The following is a 25,245-nucleotide window of genomic DNA, read 5'->3' on the forward strand; positions in this document are numbered from 1 at the left end:
GCTGAGCTGTGAAGTATAGGAGAGGATATTTTTTTTGGCGAAACGTGCGAAAGGGAATAAATGACCATTTTATTTCCCCGATATTACTCAGGGATGACGAGGGTATTGAACTTGTATTAACCTGAGATGATTAGAGAATAATTAATATTTTTTTGTATTATTCATCGATGTTAATATGCAGCAATTCTTACGATAAGAGCCTCTCCATATCAATAAGTTATACTTTATTGTTTGAAAAGCAATAATTAATAATTTAATTAATTCATTGTCATCGAAATTTATGCCCGGTTTTATCGGCAGCGGCTCTATCGCTTTTTGTTATAACAATGGGAAAAATTATGCTGAAAAAATTTTGCGTTTTTTCGTGCGCAAATCAACGGCACCGTTCCCAACCGCAGACAATGTCAATGGGGCGGCAGAGCCCGCCCCAAGAGGTCTTACCACATCAGCCGGCCGATCAATGGCGCGGCCACGACCGTGATGATGCCGGCCAGCATCATCACCAAACTCGACACCACGCCCTCCTGCGGCCCCAGCTCATAGGCGCGGGCAGTGCCGGCGCCGTGCGACGAGGCGCCAAATCCGGCGCCCTTCGCCAGACGGCTGCGCACCGCCAGCCGCAAAAACAAAATATCCCCCACCGCCATGCCGAACACCCCGGTGATCACCACGAACAGCGCCACCAGATCCGGCTGCCCGCCCATCTGTTTGGCGGCCTCCAGCGCGAACGGCGTGGTGATCGACCGCACCGCCAGGCTGCGCTGCACCTCTTCCGGCAGCGTCAACAGGCGCGCCAGCCACACCGAGCTGTACACCGCCACCAGCACCGCGGTCGTTACCCCGGCGGTCAGCGACAGCCAGTGGCGACGGATGATATGCAGATTCTCGTACACCGGCACCGCGAAGGCGATGGTCGCCGGCCCCAGCAGCCACAGCAGCCAGTGGGTTTCACCGATGTAGTCCTGATAGGAGATATGGGTGACCACCAGCAGCAGCACCAGAATCATCGGCGTCAGCACCAGCGGCATCAGCAGCAACGTGCGGCGGCGGCGATAGAGTTTCTTGTTGGCGAAATACAGCGCCAGCGTCGCCAGAAAACAGGCCAGGCTAAGGATAAAATCATTCATGGCGCTGCTTCCGCCGCTGCAGCCAAATCTCCAGCCGATACACCCTGTCCACCACCAGCCCGGTGGCGCCCAGCGTCAGCATGGTGCTGACTGCGATCACCAGAAAGATCTTCCAGCCCTCGACCATCAGCAGCTGGGCATAGTTGACCACCGCCACCACCGCCGGCACGAAAAACAGCAGCATTTCCGCCAGCAGCCAGCGGGAACCGGCCTTGACCCAGCTGAGCGGCAGAATGCGCAGCAGGATCAGCGCCAGCAGCATCAGCATGCCGACGATATTGGCGGGGAGCGGCAGGTGGAATTGTTGCACCAGGCGATCGGCGATCAGGAACAGCGCCGCATACAACGCCACCTGAATCGGCACCTGCAAACGGGTCAGCAGGGAGGGGGCAACGCGGCGTAACGCCAGAGACATGAAAGATGACCTCAAACAATAATTGACGGCCTACAGTATACGCAGCCGGGAAACCACGCCTGAAATGAATTAAAATTATCGACATCATGCCGTCCGGGAATAGTTTCCCGCCGGTAGCGTCCCCAAGGAGAACCCTAACGTGGATGTCCGCACCCTGCGCTACTTCGTTGAAGTGGTGCGCCAGCAAAGCTTCACCCGCGCGGCGGAAAAACTGTTCGTCACCCAGCCCACCATCAGCAAAATGCTGCGGCATCTGGAGGAGGAGCTGGAATGCACGCTGCTGATCCGCGAAGGCCGCAAGCTGCGCCTGACCGACAGCGGCCAGGCGGTGTATCAGCGCGGCCTGACGATCCTCGACGAATTCCGCCAGTTGGAGGCGGAGCTGGAAGACATCAGCTCGGTGAAAAAGGGCGTGTTACGGCTGGGCATTCCGCCGATGGTCGGCAGGCAGATCGCCGATCTGATCCGCCGCTTTCGTCAGACCTACCCCGGCATCGAATTGAAGATTTCCGAGCTGGGCGGGCTGTCGGTCGAACAGGCGGTGATGTCCGGCGAACTGGATCTGGCGATGACGGTGTTGCCCTTCGACTCGGAGCAGCCGCTGACCTTTCTGCCGCTGCTGGGCCACCCGATGTGCGTGGTGGCGCCGCGCACGCCGCAGTGGCTCAACCGCACCAGCATCAATATCGCCGAATTGGCCGACAGCCCGATCCTGATTTATAACGAAGACTTTGCGCTTTACAAGATGCTGATGAAGGCGTTTCGCCTGGCCGGTTTTGAACCGCAAATCGCGGTGCGCAGCGGCCAATGGGACTTCCTCGCCTCGATGGTGCAGGCCGGCGTGGGCATCGCCATGCTGCCGGAGCCGGTTTGCCGCTGGCTGGATAAGGAAAACCTGGTCTGGCTGCCGCTGGAACCGCGCATGGAATGGAAAATCGGCCTGATCTGGCGCCAGGGCAGCTATTTGTCGCACAGCGCGCAGGCCTGGATCGCCTGCTGCCGCGACTACTGGCCGCCGGTCAAGTAGCCAAAAAACAAGGGCCGCACAGGCGGCCCTTCAGGATGGGGATAACGAGGAAAAACGTTTATTCCTCCCTCTGCGTTTACCCCTCGCGCTCGATCAACAGCGCTTCGAGCAAATCGAGATCGTGCAGCAGTTTTTGCAGCGTCTCGTTGCTGATTTTCTGCGTGGCGCGCAGGTGGTACAGCTCGCCGCGCTCGGCGCGCAGCGCCGTCAGGCGGAAACGCCGCTCGAGGTTTTCCATCGCCAGCGCATTCTCGATATCGTCTTTCGACGCGATACGCCGCCGCAGCATGCCCGTCACCCGCGAGCTGACCTCTTTCAACACCTGCGGATCGAGGTTCTCTTCGGTATCGGCGACCAGGCGCTCTTCCATTTTATTCACGCTCTCGATCGCCACCTCGGCCGCCATGGCGATCGCCATGCGCTCTTCCTGCTTGCTGGCGCTCTTGTCGGTCACCTGCACGCCGCGCAACAGCAGCGGCAACGCCAGCACGCCGACAATCAACGACAGCAGGATCACCCCGGCGGCGATAAACACCAGCTGATAGCGCGCCGGGAAGGCGGTGCCGTCGCTCAGCAACAGCGGTATCGACAGCACGCCGGCCAGGGTAATCGCCCCGCGCACCCCGGCGAACGACGCCACCCACAGCTCACGCGTGCTGTAATCGCCGAACTGCAGCGGACGCTTTTTCATAAAGCGGTTGCTGGCCTTCTTCATCACCCACAGCCAGGTGAAACGCAGCACCAGCAGCGCGGCGTAGATGGTGGCCACGTCGGCGAACAGATACCAGGTCTGGATGGTCGGATCCAGTTCCGCCTGCAGGATGGAGGTTTCAAGAATGCCCGGCAGCTGCAGGCCCAGCATGATGAACACCATGCCGTTGAACACGAATTCCAGCATCGCCCACACGCTGTTGGCGCGCAGGCGCATCGCCAGCGGCGCGTTGCGGATCACGCCGGATTGGCTGATGGTCATCCCCGCCGCCACCGCCGCCAGGATGCCGGAAACGCCGATATGTTCGGCGATCAGGTAGGACGCGAACGGCAGCAGCAGCAGGAACACGATCTGGGTCGCCGGATCGTCGCCGCTCCAGCGGCTCATCACCCGCAGCGATTTACTGTAAGTCCAGGTGACCGCCACGCCGGCCAACAGGCCGCCGATCGCCACTTTGAGGAATTCAAGGGTCGCGCCGCCCACGGTGAACACCATCGTGCCCATCGCCACCGCGATGGCGAACTTGAGCGACACCAGGCCGGACGCGTCATTCATCAGCGCCTCGCCCTCGAGCACGCCCATGATCGGCTTGGGAATCCGCCCTTTGCCGACGATGCCGGACAGCGCCACGGCATCGGTCGGCGACAGCACCGCCGCCAGCGCGAAGGCCGCCACCAGCGGAATGCCCGGCACCATGGCGTAGATCAGATAACCGACGCCGACCACGGTGATCAGCACCAGCACCAGCGCCAGGCCGAGAATTTCACGCCCGTGATGCAGGAACTCGCGCGTCGGCGTTTTCCAGCCGTCGGCGAACAGCAACGGCGGGATGAACAGCACCAGGAACAGTTCGGGATCAAAATCGACGTGCAGCCCGAAATGCGGCCAGGCCAACAGGGCCCCGATGGCGATTTGCATCAGCGGCAGCGGCACCTGGAACGGCAACATGCGCGTCACCACCCCGGACAGGGAGACCACCAGGATCAAAATGAGGATTGTAAAAAAGATTTCCATGCTTTCCTTAGACTCTACGATTCAGACGACATCGGCTCAGGGCCTGCGTTGGTCCCGATAGTAGATCACTTTTTTTACAGCCGTTAAAGCTTGTTGTGCCTTTCAAAACGCGGTGCAGAGCAGAAGAAGACTTATCTTAAGAAGGGAATTGCCGTCACAGGCTCCCCCGCCCGATGGGCGAGGGAAACCCAAGAGGCTTAAATCGCCCAGCCGCCGGCGTAGAACGCCACCAGCGCCACGGCGATCAGCACGGTGCCGATGTTCAGCTTGCGCCATTCGCCGGAGAAGATGCGGCCGATGACCAGCGAGCTGAAGCCCAGCATGATGCCGGTGACGATGTTGCAGGTCAGCACGATGAACACGGCGCACAGCAGGCCGGCCATCGCGTCGACGAAGTCGTTGAAGTCCAGCTTGGTGACGTTGCTCAGCATCAACAGGCCGACGTACATCAGCGCCGGCGCGGTGGCGTAGACCGGCACCAGATAGGCCAGCGGCGACAGGAACAGGATCAGCAGGAACAGAACGCCGACCACGGTGGCGGTCAGGCCGGTCTTGCCGCCCGCGGCGGTGCCGGCGGCGGACTCGATGTAGACCGCGGCGGGCGCGGCGCCCACCAGCCCGGAGAAGATGCTGCTCAGGGAATCCGAGGTCAGCGCCTTGCCGCCGTTAATGATCTGGCCGTCTTTATCCAGCAGGTTGGCCTGCCCGGCTACCGCGCGGATGGTGCCGGTGGCGTCGAACACCGCGGTCATCACCAGCGCCAGCACGCTCGGCAACACCACCGGCTGCAATGCGCCCATGATATCCAGGCTGAAGATCAACGATTTGCCGTCAGCGTCCGCCAGGCTCGGCATGGCGAACAGCCCCTGATATTTCACCGCCGGGTCGAAGATCAGGCCGATGATGGAAATGGCGATGATCACCAGCAGAATGCCGCCGGGCACGCGCAGTTTCTCCAGGCCGAAGATCACCGCCAGGCCGACCAGCGTCATGACGACCGGGAAAGAGGTGAACGCGCCGAGCGCCACCGGCAAGCCATCCAGCGGGTTCTTCACCACCAGGCCGACGCCGTTGGCGGCGATCAGCAGCAGGAACAGCCCGATGCCGATGCCGGTGCCGTGCGCCACGCCCATCGGCAGGTTGCGCAGGATCCAGGCGCGGATGCCGGTGACCGAGATGACGGTAAACAGCACGCCCATCAGGAACACCGCGCCCAGCGCCACCGGAATGCTGATATGTTGGCCGAGCACCAGGCTGAAAGCGGTAAAGGCGGTCAACGAGATCGCACAGCCGATGGCCATCGGCAGGTTAGCCCACAGCCCCATCAGCAGCGAGCCCAGACCGGCCACCAGACAGGTGGAAACGAACACCGCCGCCGGCGGGAAGCCCGCTTTGCCCAGCATGCTCGGCACCACGATCACCGAGTACACCATCGCCAGGAAGGTGGTCAGCCCCGCCACCACCTCCTGACGCACGCTGCTGCCGCGCGCGGAAATTTTAAAATAGCCATCAAGCCCGCCGGTTGGTTTTGCGGCGTGGTTCGCTTGAGAGTTCGACATAGGTTACTTCCCCTGTGTTTCATGAATCGGCCCGTCGCAGCAGGCCTGTAATCTCGCCCGCGCCTGATCGCCACGTAATCGTTTACGTCACGTTCCGCTTCCTTGCCCTTCCGTCGCACCGCCAACGGCGATGCGCACCAAGGCAAACGTTTAACTCGCAGCGCGCGGTACGGGTGATTTATGGTGGTTTATTCAAGGCAAACGATTATCCTGCCTTCCCTAGCGTCTAATCAACTAAAGATCGCGGCAATTTATGCAGAAAGCGGCGGGAAGGGCTTCTGCGCGAAAAGACGGGGCGATCCGGCGCCCCTGCCAGCCTGTTTCACGGCGATCTTATTGCGCCTGCACCGCTGCGGGATCCATATACATCAATTCCCAGATATGGCCGTCCAGGTCCTGAAATCCGTGGCCGTACATCACGCCATAGTCCCGCGGCGGATGATAGGTATTGCCGCCGCCGGCGATCGCCTTGCGCACCAGTTCGTCCACCGCCGCCCGGCTGGGTTGCGACAGGCACACCAACACTTCGGTGGCCTGTTTGGCGTCGCCGATCGGGTTCGGGGTAAACATCCTGAATTTGTCGTGGGTCAGCAGCATCACGTAAATCGTGTCACTGACCACCATGCAGGCGGCGGTATCGTCGGTAAATTGCGGGTTGAAGCCGAAGCCGAGCTGGGTGAAAAACGCCATTGAGGCGGGCAGATCGCGTACGGGCAGATTTACGAAGATTTGCGTAGCCATGGGCTACCTCCGATGAAGAATGACCCCATCGAGTATAGCCCATCCGCTTAACTCAGCAGGTCGTAAGGGCCGCCCTGTTCCAGCGCCCGCTGGTAAGCGGGCCGGGCGTGGATGCGCTGCAGGAAGCCGCGCAGTTTCGGGCAATTGTCCAACGCGCCGCGCGCCGCCATCGCCTCGAGCGGGAAGCTCATCTGTATGTCCGCCGCGCTGAAATCGTTGCCGACGAACCAGCTGCCCTTGTTCAGGTGCTGTTCGAGATACTCGCAGTGCGGCGCGATCTGTTTGTCGAGGTATTCGCGCTGTACGCCCTTGCCGATCGCGCCCGCCACCGGCCGCAGCAGCCAGGGGATCGGCGGCTGGCCGAGACGGCTGAACACCAGCTTCATCACCAACAGCGGCATCAGCGATCCCTCAGCGTAGTGCAACCAGTAGCGGTATTGCTGGCGCGCGTGGAAGTCCGTCGGCATAAACATGCCCTGTGCGTCGTAGGCTTCCTGCAAGTATTCGATAATGGCGCCGGATTCCGCCAGCGTCAGATCGCCATCGACGATCACCGGCGATTTGCCCAGCGGGTGGATCTTTTTCAGCGCCGGCGGCGCCAGCAGAGTGTGCGGATCGCGCTCGTAGCGTTGCACCTGATAGGGCACGCCCAGCTCTTCCAAAAACCACAGAATGCGCTGCGACCGCGAGTGATTGAGATGATGAACAATGATCATGATGACGCTCCTGTCCGCTGCCACACCAGTTCGCCGATCTGCACGCCGTTGCCGAGCTGCAGCGGCACCGTGCGCAACGTCAGCCGATCGGCGTTAAAGGCGTAAAAGCGCACCTGACGGCTGCCTATCCAATTGGGGAACGAGCAGCCTTCAACCTGATGCACCACCCGTTGCTCGCTTTCTTCCACCTGATAACGGCCGAAATAGCAAATCATATTGATGAAGGCGGCATGGATCTCCCGCTCGGATCCCTGCGCCAAATCGTCGGCGACGAAACGCGGCCGCACGGCGCTGTATAGCTGCGCCGCCATCGTGCCGTTGGCCTCATAGTGGATGCGCCCCAACACCTGCTCGCCCAGCGGGTAATTCAGCTCGCCGTTCTGGTTTTTGAACGCCGACGACACCAACGCCCAGCTGCCGATAAACGCGTTTACCGTCATGACGCTTCTCCGGTTAAGGATCGTCTGTAAAGGGTAGTGGCAATTTTTGCCGCACGCCAACGGCTGAAAAACCATCAATTTATTTGACAGAGATACTCAAAACTCTCCGATTTTTTATTCACACCCGGTGCACTAGTATTTAACACATCGAGAGACAACGCGCTCTCACCTAATAAATACTCTGAGGAACACATCATGAAAAACGTCAAAATTTTTGCTACCGCTGCACTGCTGGCTACCGCTTCTTTCGCGACCTTCGCCGCTGACCTGCCAACCAGCCAGCCAGCCGCAGACGCGCAGAAAATCGGCGTAGTCACCGTGAGCGGCGCCGCCAACCTGAGCGCGCTGGAAAGCGAACTTGCCAGCAAAGCCGCTGCGTCGGGCGCCAGTTCCTACCGCATCGTCGCCGCCGGCGGCCAAAACAAACTGTACGGCACCGCAGAAATCTTCAACTGATCGTCGGACAGCCAATCGACGGAAGAAAGAAGCCCCGCAAGGGGCTTTTCTCGTTTCAGGCGGCCAGAGCTCTTTGTGGACAGTGATCGCCATTCATTTCACCCATACTGAATGACAGCGCAATACCCTCACCCACTTTGGAGAAATAGCATGACGACAGCACAACCTCTGCAAGGCAAAGTCGCATTCGTTCAGGGCGGCTCCCGCGGCATCGGCGCCGCCATCGTGAAACGGTTAGCGAACGAAGGCGCCGCCGTCGCCTTTACCTACGCCGCCTCGGCCGATCGCGCCGAAGCGGTGGCGAGCGCCGTGACCGCCGCCGGCGGCAAAGCCCTCGCCATCAAGGCCGACAGCGCCGATGCGTTGGCGCTGCAGCAGGCGGTTCGCCAGGCGGTGAGCCACTTCGGCAACCTGGATATTCTGGTGAACAACGCCGGGGTGTTTACATTGGGCAGCACCGAAGCGCTGGCGCTGGACGATCTGGATCGCATGCTGGCGGTCAACGTGCGCAGCGTATTCGTCGCCAGCCAAGAGGCGGCGCGCCACATGAATGACGGCGGGCGCATCATCCACATCGGCAGCACCAACGCCGAACGCGTGCCGTTCGGCGGCGCGGCGGTGTATGCGATGAGCAAATCGGCGCTGGTCGGGTTGACCAAGGGTATGGCGCGCGATCTCGGCCCACGCGGCATCACCGTCAATAACGTGCAGCCCGGCCCGGTGGACACCGAAATGAACCCGGACGCCGGCGAGTTCGCCGATCAGCTCAAGCAGCTGATGGCGATCGGCCGCTACGGCAAAGATGAAGAGATCGCCGGTTTTGTCGCCTACCTGACGGGCCCGCAGGCGGGTTATATCACCGGCGCCAGCCTGAGCATCGACGGCGGCTTCTCGGCGTAACGTCCAAGCCCCGCGAGGGGCTTTTTATTGGCTTGCCGCAGTATGCAAGCCTGACGACGTCGATGCACGCTTGTTTCCCCTGCCCACGCTTTACGCCGCCAATCCCGCGTGAAAGACAACAATCGAATCAGTTTATGTACAAAAACGGAATAGTTTATTGACGATTCTGTTATTTATTCACCTCACTGCCCCCTTTATCCTTCGCTCCATCGTGTCGTACCGGACACCCTTATTTTTCGAATTGTCGAACACAGGATAAAGATATGAAAACCATGACCACCGTTATTTCACTCGCTCTGTTTTCCACGCTGTCGTTTAACGCTGCAGCAGAGAGCGTTACCGCAACCGGCAGCACGCTGGATTCCACCGAAGCCCTCATCGCTAAAAAAGCGCAAGAGGCCGGCGCAAGCGGCTACAAAATCACCAGCGCCTATATGGGTAATTTCGTCACCATGAGTGCTGAGCTGAAAAAATAATATCAATGACGCCGCTCGCCCGGCGTTATTTATTTCCGCATAAGGAAGTCATCGTCGGGTGGTTATTCACCACGCCTTGTTATAAGGCATTACGCTAATACATCCCGCGCACCCAAAAATGAGCTTCTTTCTCCATCGGTTATTATTCGGCGGCCTGATGTCGCCATGTCCGGACGGCTCATTTTCATTCACCCTGCAATACGTTGTTATAAGGATGAGTCACTGATGAAATCATTGTATCGCCTCTCCCTCTTGCTGCCTTTGCTTGCCACAGTGCCTGCACACGCCGCAGAGTCCGCCGCTCAGCCGTCAGACTGGTATCCTTCCGTTTACGGTGCAAAAGACGAAATCGGCGCGGCCAACCTGCTCACGCCAGAAGGGGTATTACAGTCCGTGCAGTTGGTAAAACAAGGCAAGACATTGTCATTGGCGGTGCCCGTCGATAAAGATTTCCCGGCGTTCCGCCACCGCAGCTTCCGCTTATATAATATTCAGCCTGGTCAGCAGGACGGTAAAACGCTTGGCCCAAATAAATTCACCTTTAATGATGAATTGGTGAATGCCTGGACCGGCGTCGGCACTCAGTTGAATGGCATTGGCCATATCGGCATCGACAATGTTTATTATAACGGCAATAAGGCGGCGGATTTCGTCACCGTAGATGGCGTGAAAAAATTGGGCGTGGAAAAAGTGCCGCCCATGGTCACACGCGGCGTGGTGCTCGATATGACGGCTTATTATCATAAAGACATCGTTCCGGGCGGCACCGAATTTTCCGTTGCGGATATTCAAGCGGTGCTTAAGAAGCAGGGCATTAGCTTAAGGAAAGGCGACGTTGTTTTATTTAATACCGGTTGGCTGGAGCTGATTGGTAAGGACAATAAAAAATTCCTGGAGGTCGAGCCGGGTATTGGCATGGAAGCGGCGAAGTGGTTGGCTGACCAAGGCATCGTGGCCTTTGGCGGTGATACCTGGGCTTCCGAAGTATACCCTAACCCGAAAAATGACGAAGAGTTCCCGGTCAACCAATACCTGCTGGCCAAACGCGGCGTCTATAACCTGGAACTGATCGACAGCCGCCCACTGGTGCGCACGAAAACCTGGGAATTCCTGTTCGTGCTGGGACAACCGCTGTATGTCGGCTCAACGCAGGTCAACATCAACCCGGTAGCAATTTACTGATTGGCGACACCGCCGCAGAAAATCGGCAGTGAGCGCCCACAAAAAACCCCGCCTGAGCGGGGTTTTTTTAGCGCTGTTGCCAGGCTTAGAACGGAATATCGTCGTCGAAATCCATTGGCGGTTCGTTGCTGGTCGCCGGAGCGCTGTTCTGCGCCGGACGAGACTGCTGCTGGCCGCCGCTGAACTGGTTGCCGCCCTGTGGCTGTTGAGGCTGGCCCCAACCGCCCTGGCCGCCGGCAGATTGACCGGCCGGTGCGCCGCCGCCCTGACGGCCGCCCAGCATCTGCATGGTGCCGCCGACGTTAACCACGATCTCGGTGGTGTAGCGATCCTGGCCGCTCTGATCCTGCCATTTACGGGTCTGCAGGGAGCCTTCGATATAGACCTGAGAGCCTTTGCGCAGGTATTCGCCCGCCACTTCAGCCAGTTTGCCGAACAGCACTACGCGGTGCCACTCGGTCTTCTCTTTCTGTTCGCCGGTCGCTTTGTCACGCCAGCTTTCGGAGGTCGCCAGGGTAATGTTGGCCACTGCGCCGCCGTTCGGCATGTAACGGACTTCTGGATCCTGACCCAGATTCCCGACCAGAATTACTTTGTTTACGCCTCTGCTGGCCATGAGCACTTCTCCCGATGATTGATTTCTACACAGTATAAACGCGTCAGTTTACCACGCTGAGTACGAAACCACACCCGTGTTGATAAGTGCGAATTGCATTCCAGAATTGTCTTTCCAATCGACCTTATTGCATTCGCATACTGGATATCCATTCAGGTTTTTTTGTGTCATAATTATGCGTTTCGACCTGGCTGTGCCGGTTTTTTGCGAGATCCATCACAAAATCCCCCGCAAAAATCGCGACAGGCGCGGTGTATCATCAAGACGGGAAGTGTAAATGGACAATATCGAAGTTCGTGGTGCTCGAACCCATAATCTGAAAAACATCAACCTGATCATCCCGCGTGACAAACTGATCGTCGTCACCGGCCTGTCCGGTTCCGGCAAGTCTTCGCTGGCTTTCGATACGCTGTATGCCGAAGGGCAGCGGCGCTATGTCGAATCACTCTCCGCCTATGCGCGCCAGTTCCTGTCGCTGATGGAAAAACCGGACGTCGACCATATTGAAGGTCTGTCGCCGGCGATCTCCATCGAGCAGAAATCCACCTCGCACAACCCGCGATCCACGGTCGGCACCATCACTGAGATCCACGACTACCTGCGCCTGCTGTTCGCCCGCGTCGGCGAGCCGCGCTGCCCGGATCACCATGTGCCGCTGGCGGCGCAAACCGTCAGCCAGATGGTGGACAACGTGCTGAGCCAGCCGGAAGGCAAGCGCCTGATGCTGCTGGCGCCGGTGGTGAAAGATCGCAAGGGCGAACACACCAAAACGCTGGAAAACCTGGCCGCTCAGGGCTATATCCGCGCGCGCATCGACGGTGAAGTGTGCGATCTGTCCGATCCGCCGAAGCTGGAGCTGCAGAAAAAACACACCATCGAAGTGGTGGTCGACCGTTTCAAGGTGCGCGACGACATGGCGCAGCGCCTGGCCGAATCGTTCGAAACCGCGCTGGAGCTCTCGGGCGGCACCGCGGTGGTGGCGGACATGGACGACGAAAAAGCGGACGAGCTGCTGTTCTCAGCCAACTTCGCCTGCCCGATCTGCGGCTACAGCATGCGCGAACTGGAACCGCGCCTGTTTTCCTTCAACAACCCTGCCGGCGCCTGCCCGACCTGCGACGGCCTGGGCGTGCAACAGTTCTTCGATCCGGATCGCGTGGTGCAAAACCCCGAGCTGTCGCTGGCCGGCGGCGCAATCCGCGGCTGGGATCGCCGCAACTTCTATTACTTCCAGATGCTGCGCTCGCTGGCGGAGCACTATGAGTTCGACGTCGAAGCCCCGTTCAACACCTTGAGCGCCAACGTGCAGAAGGCGGTGCTGAGCGGCTCCGGCAAAGAGTCGATCGAATTCAAATACATCAACGATCGCGGTGACACCACCGTGCGCCGCCACCCGTTCGAAGGCGTGCTGCACAACATGGAGCGCCGCTATAAAGAGACCGAATCCAGCGCGGTGCGCGAAGAGCTGGCGAAGTTCATCAGCAACCGCCCTTGCGCCTCGTGCCACGGCACCCGCCTGCGTGAAGAAGCGCGCAACGTGTTCGTCGAAGACACCACGCTGCCGGAGATCTCCGATCTGAGCATCGGCCATGCGATGACGTTCTTCCAGAACATGAAGCTCAGCGGCCAGCGCGCCAAGATCGCCGAGAAAGTCCTGAAAGAGATCGGCGATCGCCTGAAGTTCCTGGTGAACGTCGGCCTGAACTACCTGTCGCTGTCCCGGTCGGCGGAAACGCTCTCCGGCGGCGAAGCGCAGCGTATCCGTTTGGCCAGCCAGATCGGCGCCGGTTTGGTGGGCGTGATGTACGTGCTGGATGAGCCGTCGATCGGCCTGCACCAGCGCGACAACGAGCGCCTGCTGGAAACGCTGATCCACCTGCGCAACCTCGGCAACACGGTGATCGTGGTGGAGCATGACGAAGACGCCATCCGCGCCGCCGACCACGTGATCGACATCGGCCCCGGCGCCGGCGTGCACGGCGGCCAGGTGGTGGCGGAAGGCACCGTCGATGACATCATGGCGCAGCCGGAATCGCTGACCGGCCAGTTCCTCAGCGGCAAGCGCGAGATCGCCATCCCGGCGCAGCGCGTGCAGGCCGATCCGACCAAGGTGCTGAAGCTGAGCGGCGCGCGCGGCAACAACCTGAAGGACGTGACGCTGACGCTGCCGGTCGGTCTGTTTACCTGCATCACCGGCGTGTCCGGCTCCGGCAAGTCGACGCTGATCAACGATACGCTGTTCCCGATCGCCCAGCGCCAGCTTAACGGCGCCACCATCGCCGAGCCTGCGCCATTCCGCGAAGTGACCGGCCTGGAACATTTCGACAAGGTGATCGATATCGATCAGAGCCCGATCGGCCGCACGCCGCGCTCCAACCCGGCCACTTACACCGGCATCTTCACCCCGGTGCGCGAGCTGTTCGCCGGCGTGCCGGAGTCGCGCAGCCGCGGCTATACGCCGGGCCGCTTCAGCTTCAACGTCAAGGGCGGGCGCTGTGAAGCCTGCCAGGGCGACGGGGTGATCAAGGTCGAGATGCACTTCCTGCCGGACATCTACGTCCCGTGCGACCAGTGCAAAGGCAAACGCTATAACCGCGAAACGCTGGAAGTGAAGTACAAAGGCAAGAGCATCCACGAAGTGCTGGAGATGACCATCGAAGAAGCGCGCGATTTCTTCGACGCGGTGCCGGCGCTGGCGCGCAAGCTGCAAACCCTGATGGATGTCGGCCTGTCCTACATCCGTCTCGGCCAGTCGGCCACCACGCTCTCCGGCGGTGAGGCGCAGCGCGTCAAGCTGGCGCGCGAGCTGTCGAAACGCGGCAACGGCCAGACGCTGTATATTCTCGACGAGCCGACCACCGGTCTGCACTTCGCCGATATTCAACAGCTGTTGGCGGTACTGCATCAGCTGCGCGATCAGGGCAATACCATCGTGGTCATCGAGCATAACCTGGACGTGATCAAAACCGCCGACTGGATCGTCGATCTGGGGCCGGAAGGCGGCAGCGGCGGCGGCGAGATCCTGGTCGCCGGCACGCCGGAAACGGTCGCCGAGTGTGAAAAATCGCACACCGCGCGCTTCCTGAAACCGCTGTTGGAAAAATAACGGCGGATGATACGCTCAACGAGGCGCCCTATTCCGCCTCGTTGAGCAATCAACCTATCCCTCTGCGAGAAACATTAAATACCCTTCGCTGCATCATTCCTTTAAAAACAGGCGCTTTGAACCCAGCCAATAATAAACTCGCCCCATCATGCCATTTGTTTGGCTTTTGTTTATTCCCCATGCGTTTCACTATTGCGGTGAAATAACGCCAATGGCGCGCCGTCGCCTGTCGATTAATCAATATAAACATGGCGTTTATCAATAAGCCGTCATTTAAACGTGGGCCTGCGGGCCGTTTATTCAATGGGATGATATAAAGGTGTTTAACGTGGATAATAAACTGGGTACCTCTGCCGCCGCCCTGCTCTTTCTTTTTCCCCTCGCCGGTCAGGCGCAGGACGGCGAAGCGTCTTTAACGCTCGCCGGCGGCCTCGCCGTCGCTCCCGCCTATGAAGGCTCGTCTTTTTACAGCATTGAACCGCTGTATCAGGTGAATGCCGGCTATCAAAACGCCAGTTGGGGAGAATTCAGCGCGGGCAGCGAAGGGGCGCGCTGGCAATTCCCCATCGCCGGGCCCGTAGGCATCGCGTTATTGCTCAACTATGACGCCGGCCGTGACGAGGAAATCAAAACCTTGCGCGGGCGCAACACTCGACTCAAAGGCATGGGCAAACTGGGCGGCGCGCTGGAAGCCGGCGCTGAGCTGAGCTACCAACTCGACCCCTTCCGCGCCTATGTCAAAGGGATGCAGGCGACGCGCAAACGCAGCTACGGCGGGGAAGAACTGGGCCACACCGCCTATGTGGAAAGCGGACTGACCGGGCAATATCCGCTCAGCGAACAGCTGACGCTTATCGGCAATCTCTCCACCACCTGGGCCAACAGCGGCTATCAGCGCGGCTATTTCGGCGTGACGTCGCAGCAGGCGCAGCACAGCGCCTTCAGCGCATATCGGCCGGGCAGCGGCTTCAAGGACGCGACGCTCACCGCCGCACTCAACTACCAATGGCGACCGAACGTGGCCTTCCAGGCCGGCGTCGGCGTAACGCGCCTGCTGGGCGACGCGGCCGACAGCCCCATCGTTGAGAAAACCACCTCGGGCATGGCCTTCACCAGCGCCAGCTACAGTTTTTGACGTTTTTGCCTAAGTCTGTGCAGGAAGGGATAAACGCCATGATTAAAAAACGAACTACAGTTTAGCTGAGTGTTAGGTAAACGGATGGATAATTAAACATTCATTATTTACCTGACAATGTCAGGCGTGGCTTTCCCTTATTAAGGATATTTTATGTGTCAACATCATGCGACGGAATGTCGTAATTTCACCGCATTTCGCCACCGCTGGGAAATGCCCATGATCTGGCTATCGGCGATAATTACCTTGTTCGGTTTTTTATTTGGCATCGCCGCCGTCGTGGTAAATACGGATGGAACTGCACTTGGGTTGGGAGACGACGCCAAGGAAACATTGGATACCCTCAGCCTGCTCGCGTTATTACCGCTGATCCCGATCGCTTTCTATATTTACCGTTTCTATCTCGCCGCACAGGCGAAATCCAACGCCTTGCGCATCGGGCCGGCGCAATTTCCGGAACTGTTCGCGCTGTATCAGGATATCGGCCGTCGGCTGGAACTCAAGACGCTGCCCAAGCTTTATCTGACCAACGGCAACGGCGTGGTCAACGCCTTCGCGCTGGAATGCAACCGCCGCCAGCGCTACGTGGTGATCCATGCTGAAATCGCCATGCTGATGCCCACCGCGCCGGAGATCGTGGAGTTCGTGCTGGCCCATGAATTGGCCCATCACAAGCTGCGGCACGTGTCGCTGTGGCGTCTGGCGATCGGCGTTGTGCCGCAGTCGCTGGTGCTGCCCGGCCTGGCGACCACTCGCGCGCAGGAGTATTCCGCCGATCGCGTGGCGCTCGCGGTGTGCCCGAACTACGCCAACACGGTGCGGCTGCTGGCCGTCGGCCCCTGGATGCAGCACGGCGTGAATCCGCAGGCCTGGCTGGAGCAGTGCGAAGAAGAGAACAAGGAGCTGTTTGTTCGCATCAGCAATCTGCTGTCAGACCATGCGGTGATGGTCAAACGCTTCAAGGCGCTCAAAGACATCGAGATGCACGGCTTCGAGCGCCATGGCAGCATGTTTTAATCCGCCCGAGGGCTTACAGCGTTTTCAGCACGCGCGCCGGGTTGCCGCCCACCACGCAGTTGGCCGGCACGTCTTTGGTCACCACCGCGCCGGAGGCCACGACCGCATTATCGCCGATGGTCACGCCCGGATTAATCACCGCGCGCCCGCCGATCCACACGTTGTTGCCAATCTTGACCGGCTTGCCGAACTCGGCGCCGCCGGCGCGGGTCTCGGCGTCCAGCGGATGAGTGGCGGTGTAGATATGCACGCCCGGCGCCAGCAGGCAGTTGTCGCCGATGTGCACCTCGCACACGTCGAGGATCACGCAGTCGAAATTGGCGTAGAAGTTCTTGCCGAGATAGATGTTATAGCCGTAGTCGCAGCGGAACGTCGGCTCGATGGCGCCGCCTTGATAGCCGCCCAGCAGCTCGTCCAGCCACTGTTTGCGCAGCTCGCCCTCTTCCGGCGATGAGTGGTTGTAGCGATGCGTTATCTGGCGCGCGCGCCGACGCTCGCTGCGCAGCAGTTCATCGCCGGCGTCGTACAGTTCTCCGGCGATCATCTTGCGCTTTTCTTCGCTCATGGCCATGTCGGCCTCCTTCATCCGCGTTTCTTGAATGCCCAAGCGTAGCCGCTTTAGCCCGGCAATAAAAAGGGAACGTTCCCAATTTAAAGCCGCGATCACGGTTTAACGCGAGAAAGCAGGAGAAAACGGGCGGCGGCGCCGCCCGGCAATCAGGCGCGCAGTTCCTGGCGCACGTGTTCGGGCAGGCCTTCCACCACCAGCTGATAGGAGCTGTCGATCAACGTATAAAACTGCGAGTTCGGCAGGTTGCCGTCGAGAAACACCGTATTCCAGTGGGCCTTGTTCAGGCCGTCGCAGGCGACGATCTCAGGGTGGTGTTCGCGCAGGCTTTCCGCCAGCTCCGGGCTGGACTTGACCGCCAGCGCCGGCCGCCCTTCCACTTCACACACCATGGCGAACATCACGTCGCCCACCTTGATCTGGCTGGCCTGCCACTGGTTCTGGTCGCTTTGCTCCGCGCCCGGCTTCGCCATGCAGTACTCCAGCAATGCGCTGTTATTCATTGGGTTATTCCCCCTGTAATGTGGCCACAATACGGCGTGCTCCGCCGTGGATGCGGTGCTCCCCCAGCCAGATGCCCTGCCATGTGCCCAACATCAGCCGCCCGTGCCTGACGGGCAGCGTCAAGGAAGCGCCCAGCAGCGAGGATTTGATGTGCGCCGGCATGTCGTCCGGCCCTTCGTAGTCATGTTGATAGGGGGCGTTTTCCGGCACCTGACGCAGAAAATGCTGCTCCATATCGGCTCGCACCGTGGGATCGCAGTTCTCGTTGAGCGTCAGCGAGGCCGAGGTATGCTGCAGCAACAGATGCAGCAGGCCGGTTTGCAGGCGGTGTAAGTGGGTTAACTGGTTGGTGATCTCGTCGGTAACCAGATGAAAGCCACGCGCTTTTGCGCTGAGGATTAGCGTTTGCTGATGCCACATGAGTGAGCGCCCCTCAATCAGTATATTCTCTCTCCGGTTTGCGGCAACTTCGGCGGCGCGCCGGCAATAAAAAAGGAGCGATATCGCTATCGCTCCCGATGAACGTCCGTTCAGACTAACAGGCGTTACTGCACCGCAGCAAACGCCTCGGCTACCTGACGCACGTTGTCGTGGTTCAGGCCGGCCACGCACATGCGGCCGCTGTGGATCAGGTAGACGCCGAACTCTTCGCGCAGGCGATCGACCTGCGCCGCGCTGAAGCCGGTGTAGCTGAACATGCCGCGCTGCGCCAGCAGGTAATCGAAGTTGCGCTGCGGCAGCGCGCTCTTCAGGGTGTCCACCAACGCGTGGCGCATTTCGAGAATGCGGGTGCGCATGCTTTCCACTTCATTGAGCCACTGGGTTTTCAGCTCAGCGTCGTTCAGCACTTTAGCTACCAGCTGCGCGCCGAAGTTCGGCGGGCTCGAGTAGTTGCGGCGCACGGTCGCCTTCAGCTGGCCCAGCACGCGCCCGGCCGCTTCTTCGCTTTCGCACACCACCGACAGGCCGCCGACGCGCTCGCCGTACAGTGAGAAGATCTTCGAGAACGAGTTGCTCACCAGGCACGGCAAGCCGGCCGCCGCAATGGCGCGAATGGCGTAGACGTCCTGCTCCATACCGCCGCCGAAGCCCTGATAGGCGATGTCGAGGAACGGAATGATCTCACGATCGGCGATCACCTTGATCACTTCGTCCCACTGGGCGGGGGTCAGGTCTGAGCCGGTCGGGTTGTGACAGCACGGATGCAGCAGCGCGATGCTATGCTTCGGCAGCTGTTTCAGCGCAGCCAGCATGGCGTCGAACTTCACGCCCAGGCTTTCGCCGTCAAAATACGGATAGGTATTCACCTTGAAACCGGCGCCGCTGAAGATGGCGACGTGGTTTTCCCAGGTGGGATCGCTGACCCACACCTGCGAATTCGGGAAGTAGCTTTTCAGGAAGTCGGCGCCCACTTTCAGCGCGCCGGAACCGCCGACGGTCTGAATGGTGGCGATGCGCCCCTGCTGCAGCATCGGGTGCTGCTCGCCGAACAGCAAATGCTGGATGGCGGTGCGGTAGGATTGCAGCCCTTCCATCGGCAGGTATACCGAGGCGCCGTGCTCGACGCTGTTCAACTGCGCTTGCGCCGCGGCGACCGCACGCATCTGCGGAATAACGCCCTGCGCATCGTAGTACAGGCCAATGCTCAGGTTCACCTTGTGCGCGCGCGGGTCTTGTTTGAATTTTTCCATCAGCGACAGAATGGGATCGCCGGCATAGGCGTCAACGTTCTGGAACACGTTTTTTTCTCCTGGTTTATTTATTGTGGTTTGGGCACAGCGTTACGTTCCTAATATAGACGGAAAAGCGCATTCGGTTTCAGCTTTCTCGCGTCACCGGCAACAAACCGTTTTCCTTGATGCGATTGAGCACCACCGCCGTTTTGATATGCGCCACGCTTTTGTGCGGCGACAGCGTCTGGCTGATGAACTCGCTCAGCGCCGGCAGGTCCGCCACCGCCACTTTCAGCAGGTAATCGGCGTCGCCGGTGGTCTTGTAAGCGTCCAGGATCGCGTCCACCTCCTCCAGCATCTGATGAAAGCTGTCGATCTGCTCCTGAGCGTGCGTGATCAGGCTGACTTCAATCAGCCCCACCAGCCCCAGGCCGACCGCCTCCGGCGCCAGCCGCGCGTGGTAGCCGCGGATCAGCTGCGCCTGCTCCAGGCTGATGCGCCGCCGTGAACACTGGGAAGCGGAAAGCCCCACCAGTTCGCTCAGCTCCTGATTGGTCAAACGGCCGTTGGCCTGTAACAGCGTCAGGATTTTCATATCAAAATCGTCAATGTTGTACATAGCCACCTGTAAACTGTGTTAATAAATGTTGACGTTACAGCCTACCAGTTTTTTTACCGTTGCCGACGTCACACCCTGGCGCTTAAATCGCGTACAGCAGCAACGCCCGGCGTTTTCGCCGGTAAGCGGCATAAAAAACGGCTAACTCATGCAGGCAAACGACAATTAACGGCGAAGTAACGCATAAAACCACGAATGTATAAAAAGGACGCCAGATGAAAAAGTTACTCCCTCTCGCGCTGCTGCTCGCCGCCGGCAGCGCCGGCGCGCAATCCCACCTGGACAAAGTGCTGCAGCAAAAGACCCTGGAGGTCTGCACCACCGGCGACTACAAGCCCTACACCTTCCTCAAGGAAGATGGCAGCTATGAAGGCATCGATATCGACATGGCGGAATCGCTGGCGAAGAGCCTGGGCGCCAAGGTGAAGTGGGTGAAAACCAGCTGGAAAACCCTGACGCCGGACTTCGCCTCCGGCAAGTGCGACATCGCCATGGGCGGCATCTCCGTCACGCTGGAGCGACAAAAACAGGTGTTCTTCGCCGACAAGCTGGATACCGACGGCAAAATTCCGCTGGTGCGCTGCACCGACGTGAAGAAATACCGCACGATAGAACAGATCAACAAACCGTCGGTGCGTCTGCTGGAACCGGCGGGCGGCACCAACGAAGCCTTCGTGCACGCCTATCTGCCAAAAGCCAAGCTGACGCTGACGCACGACAACATGAGCATTTTCCAGCAGCTGGTGGATCGCAAGGCGGACGTGATGATCACCGACGCCTCCGAGGCGCTGTACCAGCAGAAGCGCTATCCGAAGCTGTGCGCGGTGAATCCGACCAAACCGATGCAGTACGGCGAAAAGGCTTACATGCTGCCGCGCGACGATCTGAGCTGGAAACTGTATGTGGATCAGTGGCTGCACCTGGCCAAGGCGACCGGCGAGTATCAGAAGGTTATCGACAAGTGGTTGGCGGTAAAGAAGTAACCCGCTGAGAAACGGGGCCGACGCGCGTCGGCCCCTGCGGCGTATCAGTCGCCAATGTATTCCATCGCCACGCGCTGCGTGAGCTTGGTGATCAGTTCATAAGCGCTGATGCCGGTACAGGCGGCGATGCGCTCGACCGGCAACGCCGGCCCCCACAGCACCGCTTCATCCCCTACCTTATCGGCGGCGTCCGGCCCGAGATCGACCGAAATCATGTCCATCGACACCCGGCCGACGATCGGCACTTCGCGGCCGTTGATCAGGATCGGCGTCCCGGTCGGCGCGCTGCGCGGGTAGCCGTCGCCGTACCCCATCGCCACCACGCCAAGGCGAGTATCGCGCGGGCTGATCCAGGTGCCGCCATAGCCCACCGCTTCACCAGCCTTGTGCTCGCGCACCGCGATCAGGCTGGATTTCAGCGTCATCGCCGGCTGCAGACCATGCTCGGCGCCGCTGCCGCTATCCAACGGCGACACGCCGTACAGAATGATGCCGGGGCGCACCCACTCGTTGTGGGCGTCCGGCCACAGCAGCGTGCCGCCGGAGGCGGCGACCGAGCGCTGGCCCGGTTTGCCGCGCGCGAACTGCTCAAAGCAGGCGATCTGTTTCAGGGTGGCGTCGGACTCCGGCTCGTCGGCGCGGCTGAAGTGGCTCATTATATTGACCGGCTGCGCCACGTTGCGGCAGGCGCACAGACGCTGATAAAACGCTTCCGCCTGTTCGGGACGCACCCCCAGCCGATGCATGCCGGTATCGAGCTTCATCCACACCGGCACCGGGCGCGCCAGCTCGGCCTGTTCCAGCGCCTCGAGCTGTTCGATGCTGTGCACCGCGGTTTCGATGTTGTTCGCCACCAGCACCGGCAGGTCTTCGGCGCTGAAGAAGCCTTCCAGCAACAGGATCGGCTTGACGATGCCGCCGGAGCGCAGCATCAGCGCCTCGCCGATGCGCGCCACGCCGTAGCAGTCAGCGTCTTGCAGGGTGTGTGCTGTTTCCAGCAGGCCATGTCCATAAGCGTTTGCTTTCACAACGGCAATCAGGCGGCTTTGCGGCGCCTGGCGGCGCACCTGTTGCAGATTATGTCGCAGAGCGCGGCGGTCGATTACAGCGGTTGCCGCTTTCATTTCAGTTCCTTAGCTGATTATTCGTCATCGTATTGTGGCCCCGCGTAGTTATCGAAACGCGACCACTGGCCGTTAAAGGTAAGGCGCACGGTGCCGATGGGGCCGTTACGCTGCTTACCGATAATAATTTCCGCGATCCCTTTCAGATCGCTGTTCTCGTGATACACCTCATCACGATAGATGAACATAATCAGGTCGGCGTCCTGCTCGATGGAGCCGGATTCACGCAGGTCGGAGTTGACCGGGCGTTTGTCGGCGCGCTGCTCCAGGCTTCGGTTCAGCTGCGACAGCGCCACCACCGGCACCTGCAGCTCTTTCGCCAGCGCCTTCAGCGAGCGCGAAATCTCGGCGATCTCCAGCGTACGGTTGTCGGACAAGGCCGGCACGCGCATCAGCTGCAGGTAGTCGATCATGATCAGGCTAAGCCCGTCGTGTTCACGGAAAATGCGCCGCGCGCGCGAGCGCACCTCGGTCGGCGTCAGGCCGGAGGAGTCGTCGATGTACATGTTGCGCTTCTCCAGCAGGATGCCCATGGTGCTGGAAATGCGCGCCCAGTCCTCGTCGTCGAGCTGGCCGGTACGGATGCGCGTCTGATCCACGCGCGACAGTGACGCCAGCATACGCATCATGATCTGCTCGCCGGGCATCTCCAGGCTGAAGATCAGCACCGGTTTCTCCTGGGTCATCGCGGCGTTTTCGCACAGGTTCATGGCGAAGGTGGTTTTCCCCATCGATGGACGGGCGGCGACGATGATCAGATCGGACTTTTGCATGCCCGCGGTTTTCTTGTTGAGGTCCTGATAGCCGGTATCGACCCCGGTCACGCCGTCATGCGGCTGCTGATACAGCTGTTCGATGCGCGAGACGGTGTCTTCCAGGATGCGTTCGATGCCCTTCGGGCCCTCGTCTTTGCTGGCGCGGTTCTCGGCGATTTGGAATACGCGGGATTCCGCCAGATCGAGCAGGTCTTCGCTGCTGCGCCCCTGCGGATCGTAGCCGGCGTCGGCGATTTCGTTAGCCACCGAGATCATTTCGCGCACCACCGCCCGCTCGCGCACGATGTCGGCGTAGGCGCCGATGTTGGCGGCGCTCGGGGTGTTTTTCGACAGCTCGGCCAGGTAGGCGAAGCCCCCCACCGAGTCCAGTTCGCCCTTCTGTTCGAGCGATTCGGACAGGGTGATGAGGTCGATAGGCTTGCTCATCTCCAGCAGACGCTGCATCTCGGTAAAGATCAGGCGATGCGGGCGGCTGAAGAAGTCGTTGGCGACCACGCGTTCCGCCACGTTGTCCCAACGCTCGTTATCCAGCATCAAACCGCCCAACACCGACTGCTCGGCCTCCAGCGAGTGCGGCGGCATCTTCAGCCCTTCCATCTGACGATCTCTGGAACGCTCTCTGGTTTCGTCCGCGTTTGTTTTGTTGGTTGGTTTTTTTCCTGCCATGAAACGTAGTCTTTATCCGGTTGCGAATGAAGGATCCTGACGCGAGAGTATACGTGATTTTTGCGTCATAACCGATGCAAAAAAGGTATTGAACCCCGCACGGGCGAACTGGATCTCCGATACTAAAAAGAATAGGGTGAAATCAGACACTCCAACGAGGTAACCCAATGGCCAAGCGCATTCAATTCTCCGCCGTCGGCGGACCGGAAGTCTTGCAATACGTTGATTTTACACCGCTCGATCCGGCTGCCGGTGAAGTGCAGATCGAGAACAAGGCGATCGGCATCAACTACATCGACACCTATGTGCGCAGCGGGCTGTACGCGCCGGCCAGCCTGCCGAGCGGCCTCGGCACCGAAGCGGCCGGCGTGGTGGTCAAGGTCGGCGCCGGGGTCAGCGCGATCAAACCGGGCGACCGGGTGGTGTATGCGCAGTCGTCGCTCGGCGCCTACAGCGAGATCCACAACGTGCCGGAAGAGAAAGTGGCGCTGCTGCCGCACAACCTGAGCTTTGAGCAAGGCGCCGCTTCTTTCCTGAAAGGGCTAACGGTGCACTATCTGCTGCGCCAGACCCACGAAGTGCAGCCGGGTGAAGTATTTTTGTTCCATGCCGCCGCCGGCGGCGTCGGGCTGATCGCCTGTCAGTGGGCCAAAGCGCTGGGCGCGCGCCTGATCGGCAGCGTCGGCTCCGACGAGAAGGCGGCGCTGGCGAAGCAGGCCGGCGCCTGGGCCACCATCAACTACCATAAAGAGGATATCGCCCAGCGGGTGGCCGAGCTGACGCACGGCGAGAAGGTCGGCGTGGTGTACGATTCGGTGGGGCAAAGCACCTGGCAGGCCTCGCTCAACAGCCTGAAGCGGCGCGGCCTGATGGTCAGCTTCGGCAACGCGTCCGGCCCGGTGACCGGCGTTGATCTGGCGCTGCTGAATCAGAAGGGCTCGCTGTACGTCACCCGCCCTTCCCTCAACGGCTACATCACCAACCGCGCCGAGCTGCAGTACGCCAGCAACGAGCTGTTCTCGCTGATCGGCAGCGGCGCCATTCGGGTGGAGGTGAGAGACGAGCAGAAATTCGCGCTGGCCGACGCCCAGCGTGCGCACCAGGTGCTGGAAAGCCGCAGCACCAGCGGTTCCAGCCTGCTGATCCCCTGATCGCGGCCAAAGAAAAGGGCTCCTTGCGGAGCCCTTTCTGTTACTGCGTTTTGTAGGGGTAGAGCAGAGTCCGCCAGAGACAGGGGTTGCTTTAGCAACACGAATTTTAGGTGTCTCTCACGGTGATGAAATCGGTCGCATCACTGCATCGACCCACATCCTAACAGCCCCGTCCGGCAAAAAACACGCTTTATGTGCCACATCGCCGGGGAAAACTGCCAAGCTGTGATCGCTGCCGCATTCGCGGTGCGGGAAATTGTGCAAGTTTCAGTGTGACTGTCTGATTATTCAGCAAAAAATCAGTAACGCCGGATCTGGGGTTTCTGCATTGAACGGTAAATCCATACCCCAACCACCGCCAAAATCAGCCACGGCAGCAGCTTAATGACCACCGCGAACAGCCCGCCCAACAGCATGAATGCCGCCGCCACCAACAGCGCAGCGAAGATCCCCAGCAGCGAGATGCCGGTCACCATCAGCATCACCACAAAACCAATGAGAAAGAAGATTTCCAACATGATTGCTCCTTTGCAATACAACGT

26 protein-coding genes are annotated in these 25,245 nt (G+C 59.9%); 10 read left to right on the forward strand and 16 right to left on the reverse strand.

Annotated elements, in window-relative coordinates:
• Window positions 1-437 precede the first annotated feature (437 nt).
• Window positions 438-1,127 (reverse strand): LrgB family protein, encoded by a 690-nt coding sequence (locus tag ACJ8IP_RS18270; RefSeq protein WP_004936833.1) that lies wholly within the window; start codon window positions 1,125-1,127, stop codon window positions 438-440.
• Entirely contained in the window at window positions 1,120-1,542 is a 423-nt protein-coding gene (locus ACJ8IP_RS18275) for a CidA/LrgA family protein (RefSeq protein WP_004936830.1), read from the reverse strand. Before ACJ8IP_RS18275 ends, ACJ8IP_RS18270 begins: the two co-directional genes overlap by 8 nt.
• Window positions 1,543-1,681: 139 nt before the next feature.
• Between ACJ8IP_RS18275 and ACJ8IP_RS18280 the strand changes: the two genes are divergently transcribed.
• Window positions 1,682-2,569: a LysR family transcriptional regulator gene (locus tag ACJ8IP_RS18280; RefSeq protein WP_033651228.1), complete on the forward strand. Its 888-nt coding sequence runs from the start codon at window positions 1,682-1,684 to the stop codon at window positions 2,567-2,569.
• A gap of 76 nt (window positions 2,570-2,645) precedes the next feature.
• Here ACJ8IP_RS18280 and ACJ8IP_RS18285 read toward each other — a convergent pair whose 3' ends face one another.
• The 5 genes from ACJ8IP_RS18285 to ACJ8IP_RS18305 form a co-directional block, all read right to left on the reverse strand.
• On the reverse strand, window positions 2,646-4,295 hold the full coding sequence (locus ACJ8IP_RS18285; protein WP_004936822.1) for a Na+/H+ antiporter: 1,650 nt from the start codon (window positions 4,293-4,295) through the stop codon (window positions 2,646-2,648).
• A gap of 197 nt (window positions 4,296-4,492) precedes the next feature.
• Window positions 4,493-5,854: an NCS2 family permease gene (locus tag ACJ8IP_RS18290; protein WP_033644434.1), complete on the reverse strand. Its 1,362-nt coding sequence runs from the start codon at window positions 5,852-5,854 to the stop codon at window positions 4,493-4,495.
• A gap of 333 nt (window positions 5,855-6,187) precedes the next feature.
• Entirely contained in the window at window positions 6,188-6,595 is a 408-nt protein-coding gene (locus tag ACJ8IP_RS18295; RefSeq protein ID WP_164106555.1) for a VOC family protein, read from the reverse strand.
• A gap of 47 nt (window positions 6,596-6,642) precedes the next feature.
• Window positions 6,643-7,311 (reverse strand): glutathione S-transferase family protein, encoded by a 669-nt coding sequence (locus ACJ8IP_RS18300; RefSeq protein WP_033644433.1) that lies wholly within the window; start codon window positions 7,309-7,311, stop codon window positions 6,643-6,645.
• Window positions 7,308-7,751, reverse strand: coding sequence for a lipocalin-like domain-containing protein (locus ACJ8IP_RS18305; protein WP_033644432.1), 444 nt, complete (start codon window positions 7,749-7,751; stop codon window positions 7,308-7,310). The genes ACJ8IP_RS18300 and ACJ8IP_RS18305 overlap by 4 nt, the downstream gene beginning before the upstream one ends.
• Before the next feature lie 195 nt (window positions 7,752-7,946).
• Here ACJ8IP_RS18305 and bhsA point away from each other — a divergent pair, with 195 nt between their 5' ends.
• From bhsA to ACJ8IP_RS18325, 4 genes are all read left to right on the forward strand, one after another.
• Window positions 7,947-8,207, forward strand: a complete 261-nt coding sequence (gene bhsA, locus ACJ8IP_RS18310; protein WP_042785456.1) for a multiple stress resistance protein BhsA — start codon at window positions 7,947-7,949, stop codon at window positions 8,205-8,207.
• Between the two features lie 150 nt (window positions 8,208-8,357).
• Window positions 8,358-9,107, forward strand: coding sequence for a 3-oxoacyl-ACP reductase family protein (locus ACJ8IP_RS18315; RefSeq protein ID WP_164106557.1), 750 nt, complete (start codon window positions 8,358-8,360; stop codon window positions 9,105-9,107).
• A gap of 263 nt (window positions 9,108-9,370) precedes the next feature.
• On the forward strand, window positions 9,371-9,583 hold the full coding sequence (locus ACJ8IP_RS18320) for a DUF1471 domain-containing protein (protein ID WP_033644427.1): 213 nt from the start codon (window positions 9,371-9,373) through the stop codon (window positions 9,581-9,583).
• 225 nt (window positions 9,584-9,808) lie between these two features.
• Entirely contained in the window at window positions 9,809-10,765 is a 957-nt protein-coding gene (locus ACJ8IP_RS18325; RefSeq protein WP_047573539.1) for a cyclase family protein, read from the forward strand.
• 85 nt (window positions 10,766-10,850) lie between these two features.
• Here the strand turns inward: ACJ8IP_RS18325 and ssb1 are convergent, their stop codons facing one another.
• Complete coding sequence (gene ssb1 / locus ACJ8IP_RS18330) at window positions 10,851-11,381, reverse strand: single-stranded DNA-binding protein SSB1 (protein ID WP_004936793.1); 531 nt, start codon at window positions 11,379-11,381, stop codon at window positions 10,851-10,853.
• 277 nt (window positions 11,382-11,658) lie between these two features.
• On the opposite strand from ssb1, the gene uvrA reads away from it, so the two are divergent.
• The 3 genes from uvrA to ACJ8IP_RS18345 all read left to right on the forward strand — a co-directional run bounded on the left by uvrA (window position 11,659) and on the right by ACJ8IP_RS18345 (window position 16,639).
• Window positions 11,659-14,487, forward strand: a complete 2,829-nt coding sequence (gene uvrA / locus ACJ8IP_RS18335) for an excinuclease ABC subunit UvrA (RefSeq protein ID WP_442524483.1) — start codon at window positions 11,659-11,661, stop codon at window positions 14,485-14,487.
• A gap of 328 nt (window positions 14,488-14,815) precedes the next feature.
• Window positions 14,816-15,622, forward strand: coding sequence for a MipA/OmpV family protein (locus ACJ8IP_RS18340; RefSeq protein WP_033651345.1), 807 nt, complete (start codon window positions 14,816-14,818; stop codon window positions 15,620-15,622).
• Window positions 15,623-15,775: 153 nt separating this feature from the next.
• Entirely contained in the window at window positions 15,776-16,639 is an 864-nt protein-coding gene (locus tag ACJ8IP_RS18345) for a M48 family metallopeptidase (protein WP_080301905.1), read from the forward strand.
• A gap of 13 nt (window positions 16,640-16,652) precedes the next feature.
• Here ACJ8IP_RS18345 and maa read toward each other — a convergent pair whose 3' ends face one another.
• From maa to ACJ8IP_RS18370, 5 genes are all read right to left on the reverse strand, one after another.
• Window positions 16,653-17,210: a maltose O-acetyltransferase gene (gene maa / locus ACJ8IP_RS18350; protein ID WP_047026577.1), complete on the reverse strand. Its 558-nt coding sequence runs from the start codon at window positions 17,208-17,210 to the stop codon at window positions 16,653-16,655.
• Window positions 17,211-17,356: 146 nt separating this feature from the next.
• Window positions 17,357-17,710, reverse strand: a complete 354-nt coding sequence (locus tag ACJ8IP_RS18355; protein ID WP_019453210.1) for an MmcQ/YjbR family DNA-binding protein — start codon at window positions 17,708-17,710, stop codon at window positions 17,357-17,359.
• A 4-nt stretch (window positions 17,711-17,714) separates the two neighbouring features.
• Window positions 17,715-18,131 (reverse strand): secondary thiamine-phosphate synthase enzyme YjbQ, encoded by a 417-nt coding sequence (locus ACJ8IP_RS18360; protein ID WP_016930264.1) that lies wholly within the window; start codon window positions 18,129-18,131, stop codon window positions 17,715-17,717.
• A 125-nt stretch (window positions 18,132-18,256) separates the two neighbouring features.
• Window positions 18,257-19,450, reverse strand: coding sequence for an amino acid aminotransferase (locus tag ACJ8IP_RS18365; protein ID WP_033644416.1), 1,194 nt, complete (start codon window positions 19,448-19,450; stop codon window positions 18,257-18,259).
• Window positions 19,451-19,529: 79 nt separating this feature from the next.
• A complete protein-coding gene (locus ACJ8IP_RS18370) occupies window positions 19,530-20,003 on the reverse strand; it encodes an Lrp/AsnC family transcriptional regulator (protein ID WP_164106559.1) in 474 nt (157 codons plus the stop codon).
• 215 nt (window positions 20,004-20,218) lie between these two features.
• Between ACJ8IP_RS18370 and ACJ8IP_RS18375 the strand changes: the two genes are divergently transcribed.
• A complete protein-coding gene (locus ACJ8IP_RS18375; RefSeq protein WP_033651220.1) occupies window positions 20,219-20,986 on the forward strand; it encodes a transporter substrate-binding domain-containing protein in 768 nt (255 codons plus the stop codon).
• A 44-nt stretch (window positions 20,987-21,030) separates the two neighbouring features.
• Here ACJ8IP_RS18375 and alr read toward each other — a convergent pair whose 3' ends face one another.
• Window positions 21,031-22,110 (reverse strand): alanine racemase, encoded by a 1,080-nt coding sequence (alr, locus tag ACJ8IP_RS18380; protein WP_047026579.1) that lies wholly within the window; start codon window positions 22,108-22,110, stop codon window positions 21,031-21,033.
• A 17-nt stretch (window positions 22,111-22,127) separates the two neighbouring features.
• A complete protein-coding gene (dnaB, locus tag ACJ8IP_RS18385) occupies window positions 22,128-23,552 on the reverse strand; it encodes a replicative DNA helicase (protein ID WP_025160134.1) in 1,425 nt (474 codons plus the stop codon).
• 167 nt (window positions 23,553-23,719) lie between these two features.
• Between dnaB and ACJ8IP_RS18390 the strand changes: the two genes are divergently transcribed.
• Window positions 23,720-24,703: a quinone oxidoreductase gene (locus ACJ8IP_RS18390; RefSeq protein WP_033644412.1), complete on the forward strand. Its 984-nt coding sequence runs from the start codon at window positions 23,720-23,722 to the stop codon at window positions 24,701-24,703.
• A 299-nt stretch (window positions 24,704-25,002) separates the two neighbouring features.
• Here the strand turns inward: ACJ8IP_RS18390 and pspG are convergent, their stop codons facing one another.
• Window positions 25,003-25,221 (reverse strand): envelope stress response protein PspG, encoded by a 219-nt coding sequence (pspG, locus tag ACJ8IP_RS18395; RefSeq protein ID WP_033644411.1) that lies wholly within the window; start codon window positions 25,219-25,221, stop codon window positions 25,003-25,005.
• Window positions 25,222-25,245: the final 24 nt, after the last annotated feature.

Origin of the sequence: Serratia sp. CY52157 (genome assembly GCF_052168495.1) — a bacterium.
Lineage (GTDB): Bacteria > Pseudomonadota > Gammaproteobacteria > Enterobacterales > Enterobacteriaceae > Serratia > Serratia ureilytica.

Bases quoted from the DNA above. Each gene is read 5' to 3' on its own strand.
- ACJ8IP_RS18270 (WP_004936833.1), bottom strand. From the start codon at position 1,127: ATGAATGATTTTATCCTTAGCCTGGCCTGTTTTCTGGCGACGCTGGCG.
- ACJ8IP_RS18275 (WP_004936830.1), bottom strand. From the start codon at position 1,542: ATGTCTCTGGCGTTACGCCGCGTTGCCCCCTCCCTGCTGACCCGTTTG.
- ACJ8IP_RS18285 (WP_004936822.1), bottom strand. From the start codon at position 4,295: ATGGAAATCTTTTTTACAATCCTCATTTTGATCCTGGTGGTCTCCCTG.
- ACJ8IP_RS18290 (WP_033644434.1), bottom strand. From the start codon at position 5,854: ATGTCGAACTCTCAAGCGAACCACGCCGCAAAACCAACCGGCGGGCTT.
- ACJ8IP_RS18295 (WP_164106555.1), bottom strand. From the start codon at position 6,595: ATGGCTACGCAAATCTTCGTAAATCTGCCCGTACGCGATCTGCCCGCC.
- ACJ8IP_RS18300 (WP_033644433.1), bottom strand. From the start codon at position 7,311: ATGATCATTGTTCATCATCTCAATCACTCGCGGTCGCAGCGCATTCTG.
- ACJ8IP_RS18305 (WP_033644432.1), bottom strand. From the start codon at position 7,751: ATGACGGTAAACGCGTTTATCGGCAGCTGGGCGTTGGTGTCGTCGGCG.
- bhsA (WP_042785456.1), top strand. From the start codon at position 7,947: ATGAAAAACGTCAAAATTTTTGCTACCGCTGCACTGCTGGCTACCGCT.
- ACJ8IP_RS18315 (WP_164106557.1), top strand. From the start codon at position 8,358: ATGACGACAGCACAACCTCTGCAAGGCAAAGTCGCATTCGTTCAGGGC.
- ACJ8IP_RS18320 (WP_033644427.1), top strand. From the start codon at position 9,371: ATGAAAACCATGACCACCGTTATTTCACTCGCTCTGTTTTCCACGCTG.
- ACJ8IP_RS18325 (WP_047573539.1), top strand. From the start codon at position 9,809: ATGAAATCATTGTATCGCCTCTCCCTCTTGCTGCCTTTGCTTGCCACA.
- ssb1 (WP_004936793.1), bottom strand. From the start codon at position 11,381: ATGGCCAGCAGAGGCGTAAACAAAGTAATTCTGGTCGGGAATCTGGGT.
- uvrA (WP_442524483.1), top strand. From the start codon at position 11,659: ATGGACAATATCGAAGTTCGTGGTGCTCGAACCCATAATCTGAAAAAC.
- ACJ8IP_RS18345 (WP_080301905.1), top strand. From the start codon at position 15,776: ATGTGTCAACATCATGCGACGGAATGTCGTAATTTCACCGCATTTCGC.
- maa (WP_047026577.1), bottom strand. From the start codon at position 17,210: ATGGCCATGAGCGAAGAAAAGCGCAAGATGATCGCCGGAGAACTGTAC.
- ACJ8IP_RS18355 (WP_019453210.1), bottom strand. From the start codon at position 17,710: ATGAATAACAGCGCATTGCTGGAGTACTGCATGGCGAAGCCGGGCGCG.
- ACJ8IP_RS18360 (WP_016930264.1), bottom strand. From the start codon at position 18,131: ATGTGGCATCAGCAAACGCTAATCCTCAGCGCAAAAGCGCGTGGCTTT.
- ACJ8IP_RS18370 (WP_164106559.1), bottom strand. From the start codon at position 20,003: ATGTACAACATTGACGATTTTGATATGAAAATCCTGACGCTGTTACAG.
- ACJ8IP_RS18375 (WP_033651220.1), top strand. From the start codon at position 20,219: ATGAAAAAGTTACTCCCTCTCGCGCTGCTGCTCGCCGCCGGCAGCGCC.
- alr (WP_047026579.1), bottom strand. From the start codon at position 22,110: ATGAAAGCGGCAACCGCTGTAATCGACCGCCGCGCTCTGCGACATAAT.
- dnaB (WP_025160134.1), bottom strand. From the start codon at position 23,552: ATGGCAGGAAAAAAACCAACCAACAAAACAAACGCGGACGAAACCAGA.
- ACJ8IP_RS18390 (WP_033644412.1), top strand. From the start codon at position 23,720: ATGGCCAAGCGCATTCAATTCTCCGCCGTCGGCGGACCGGAAGTCTTG.
- pspG (WP_033644411.1), bottom strand. From the start codon at position 25,221: ATGTTGGAAATCTTCTTTCTCATTGGTTTTGTGGTGATGCTGATGGTG.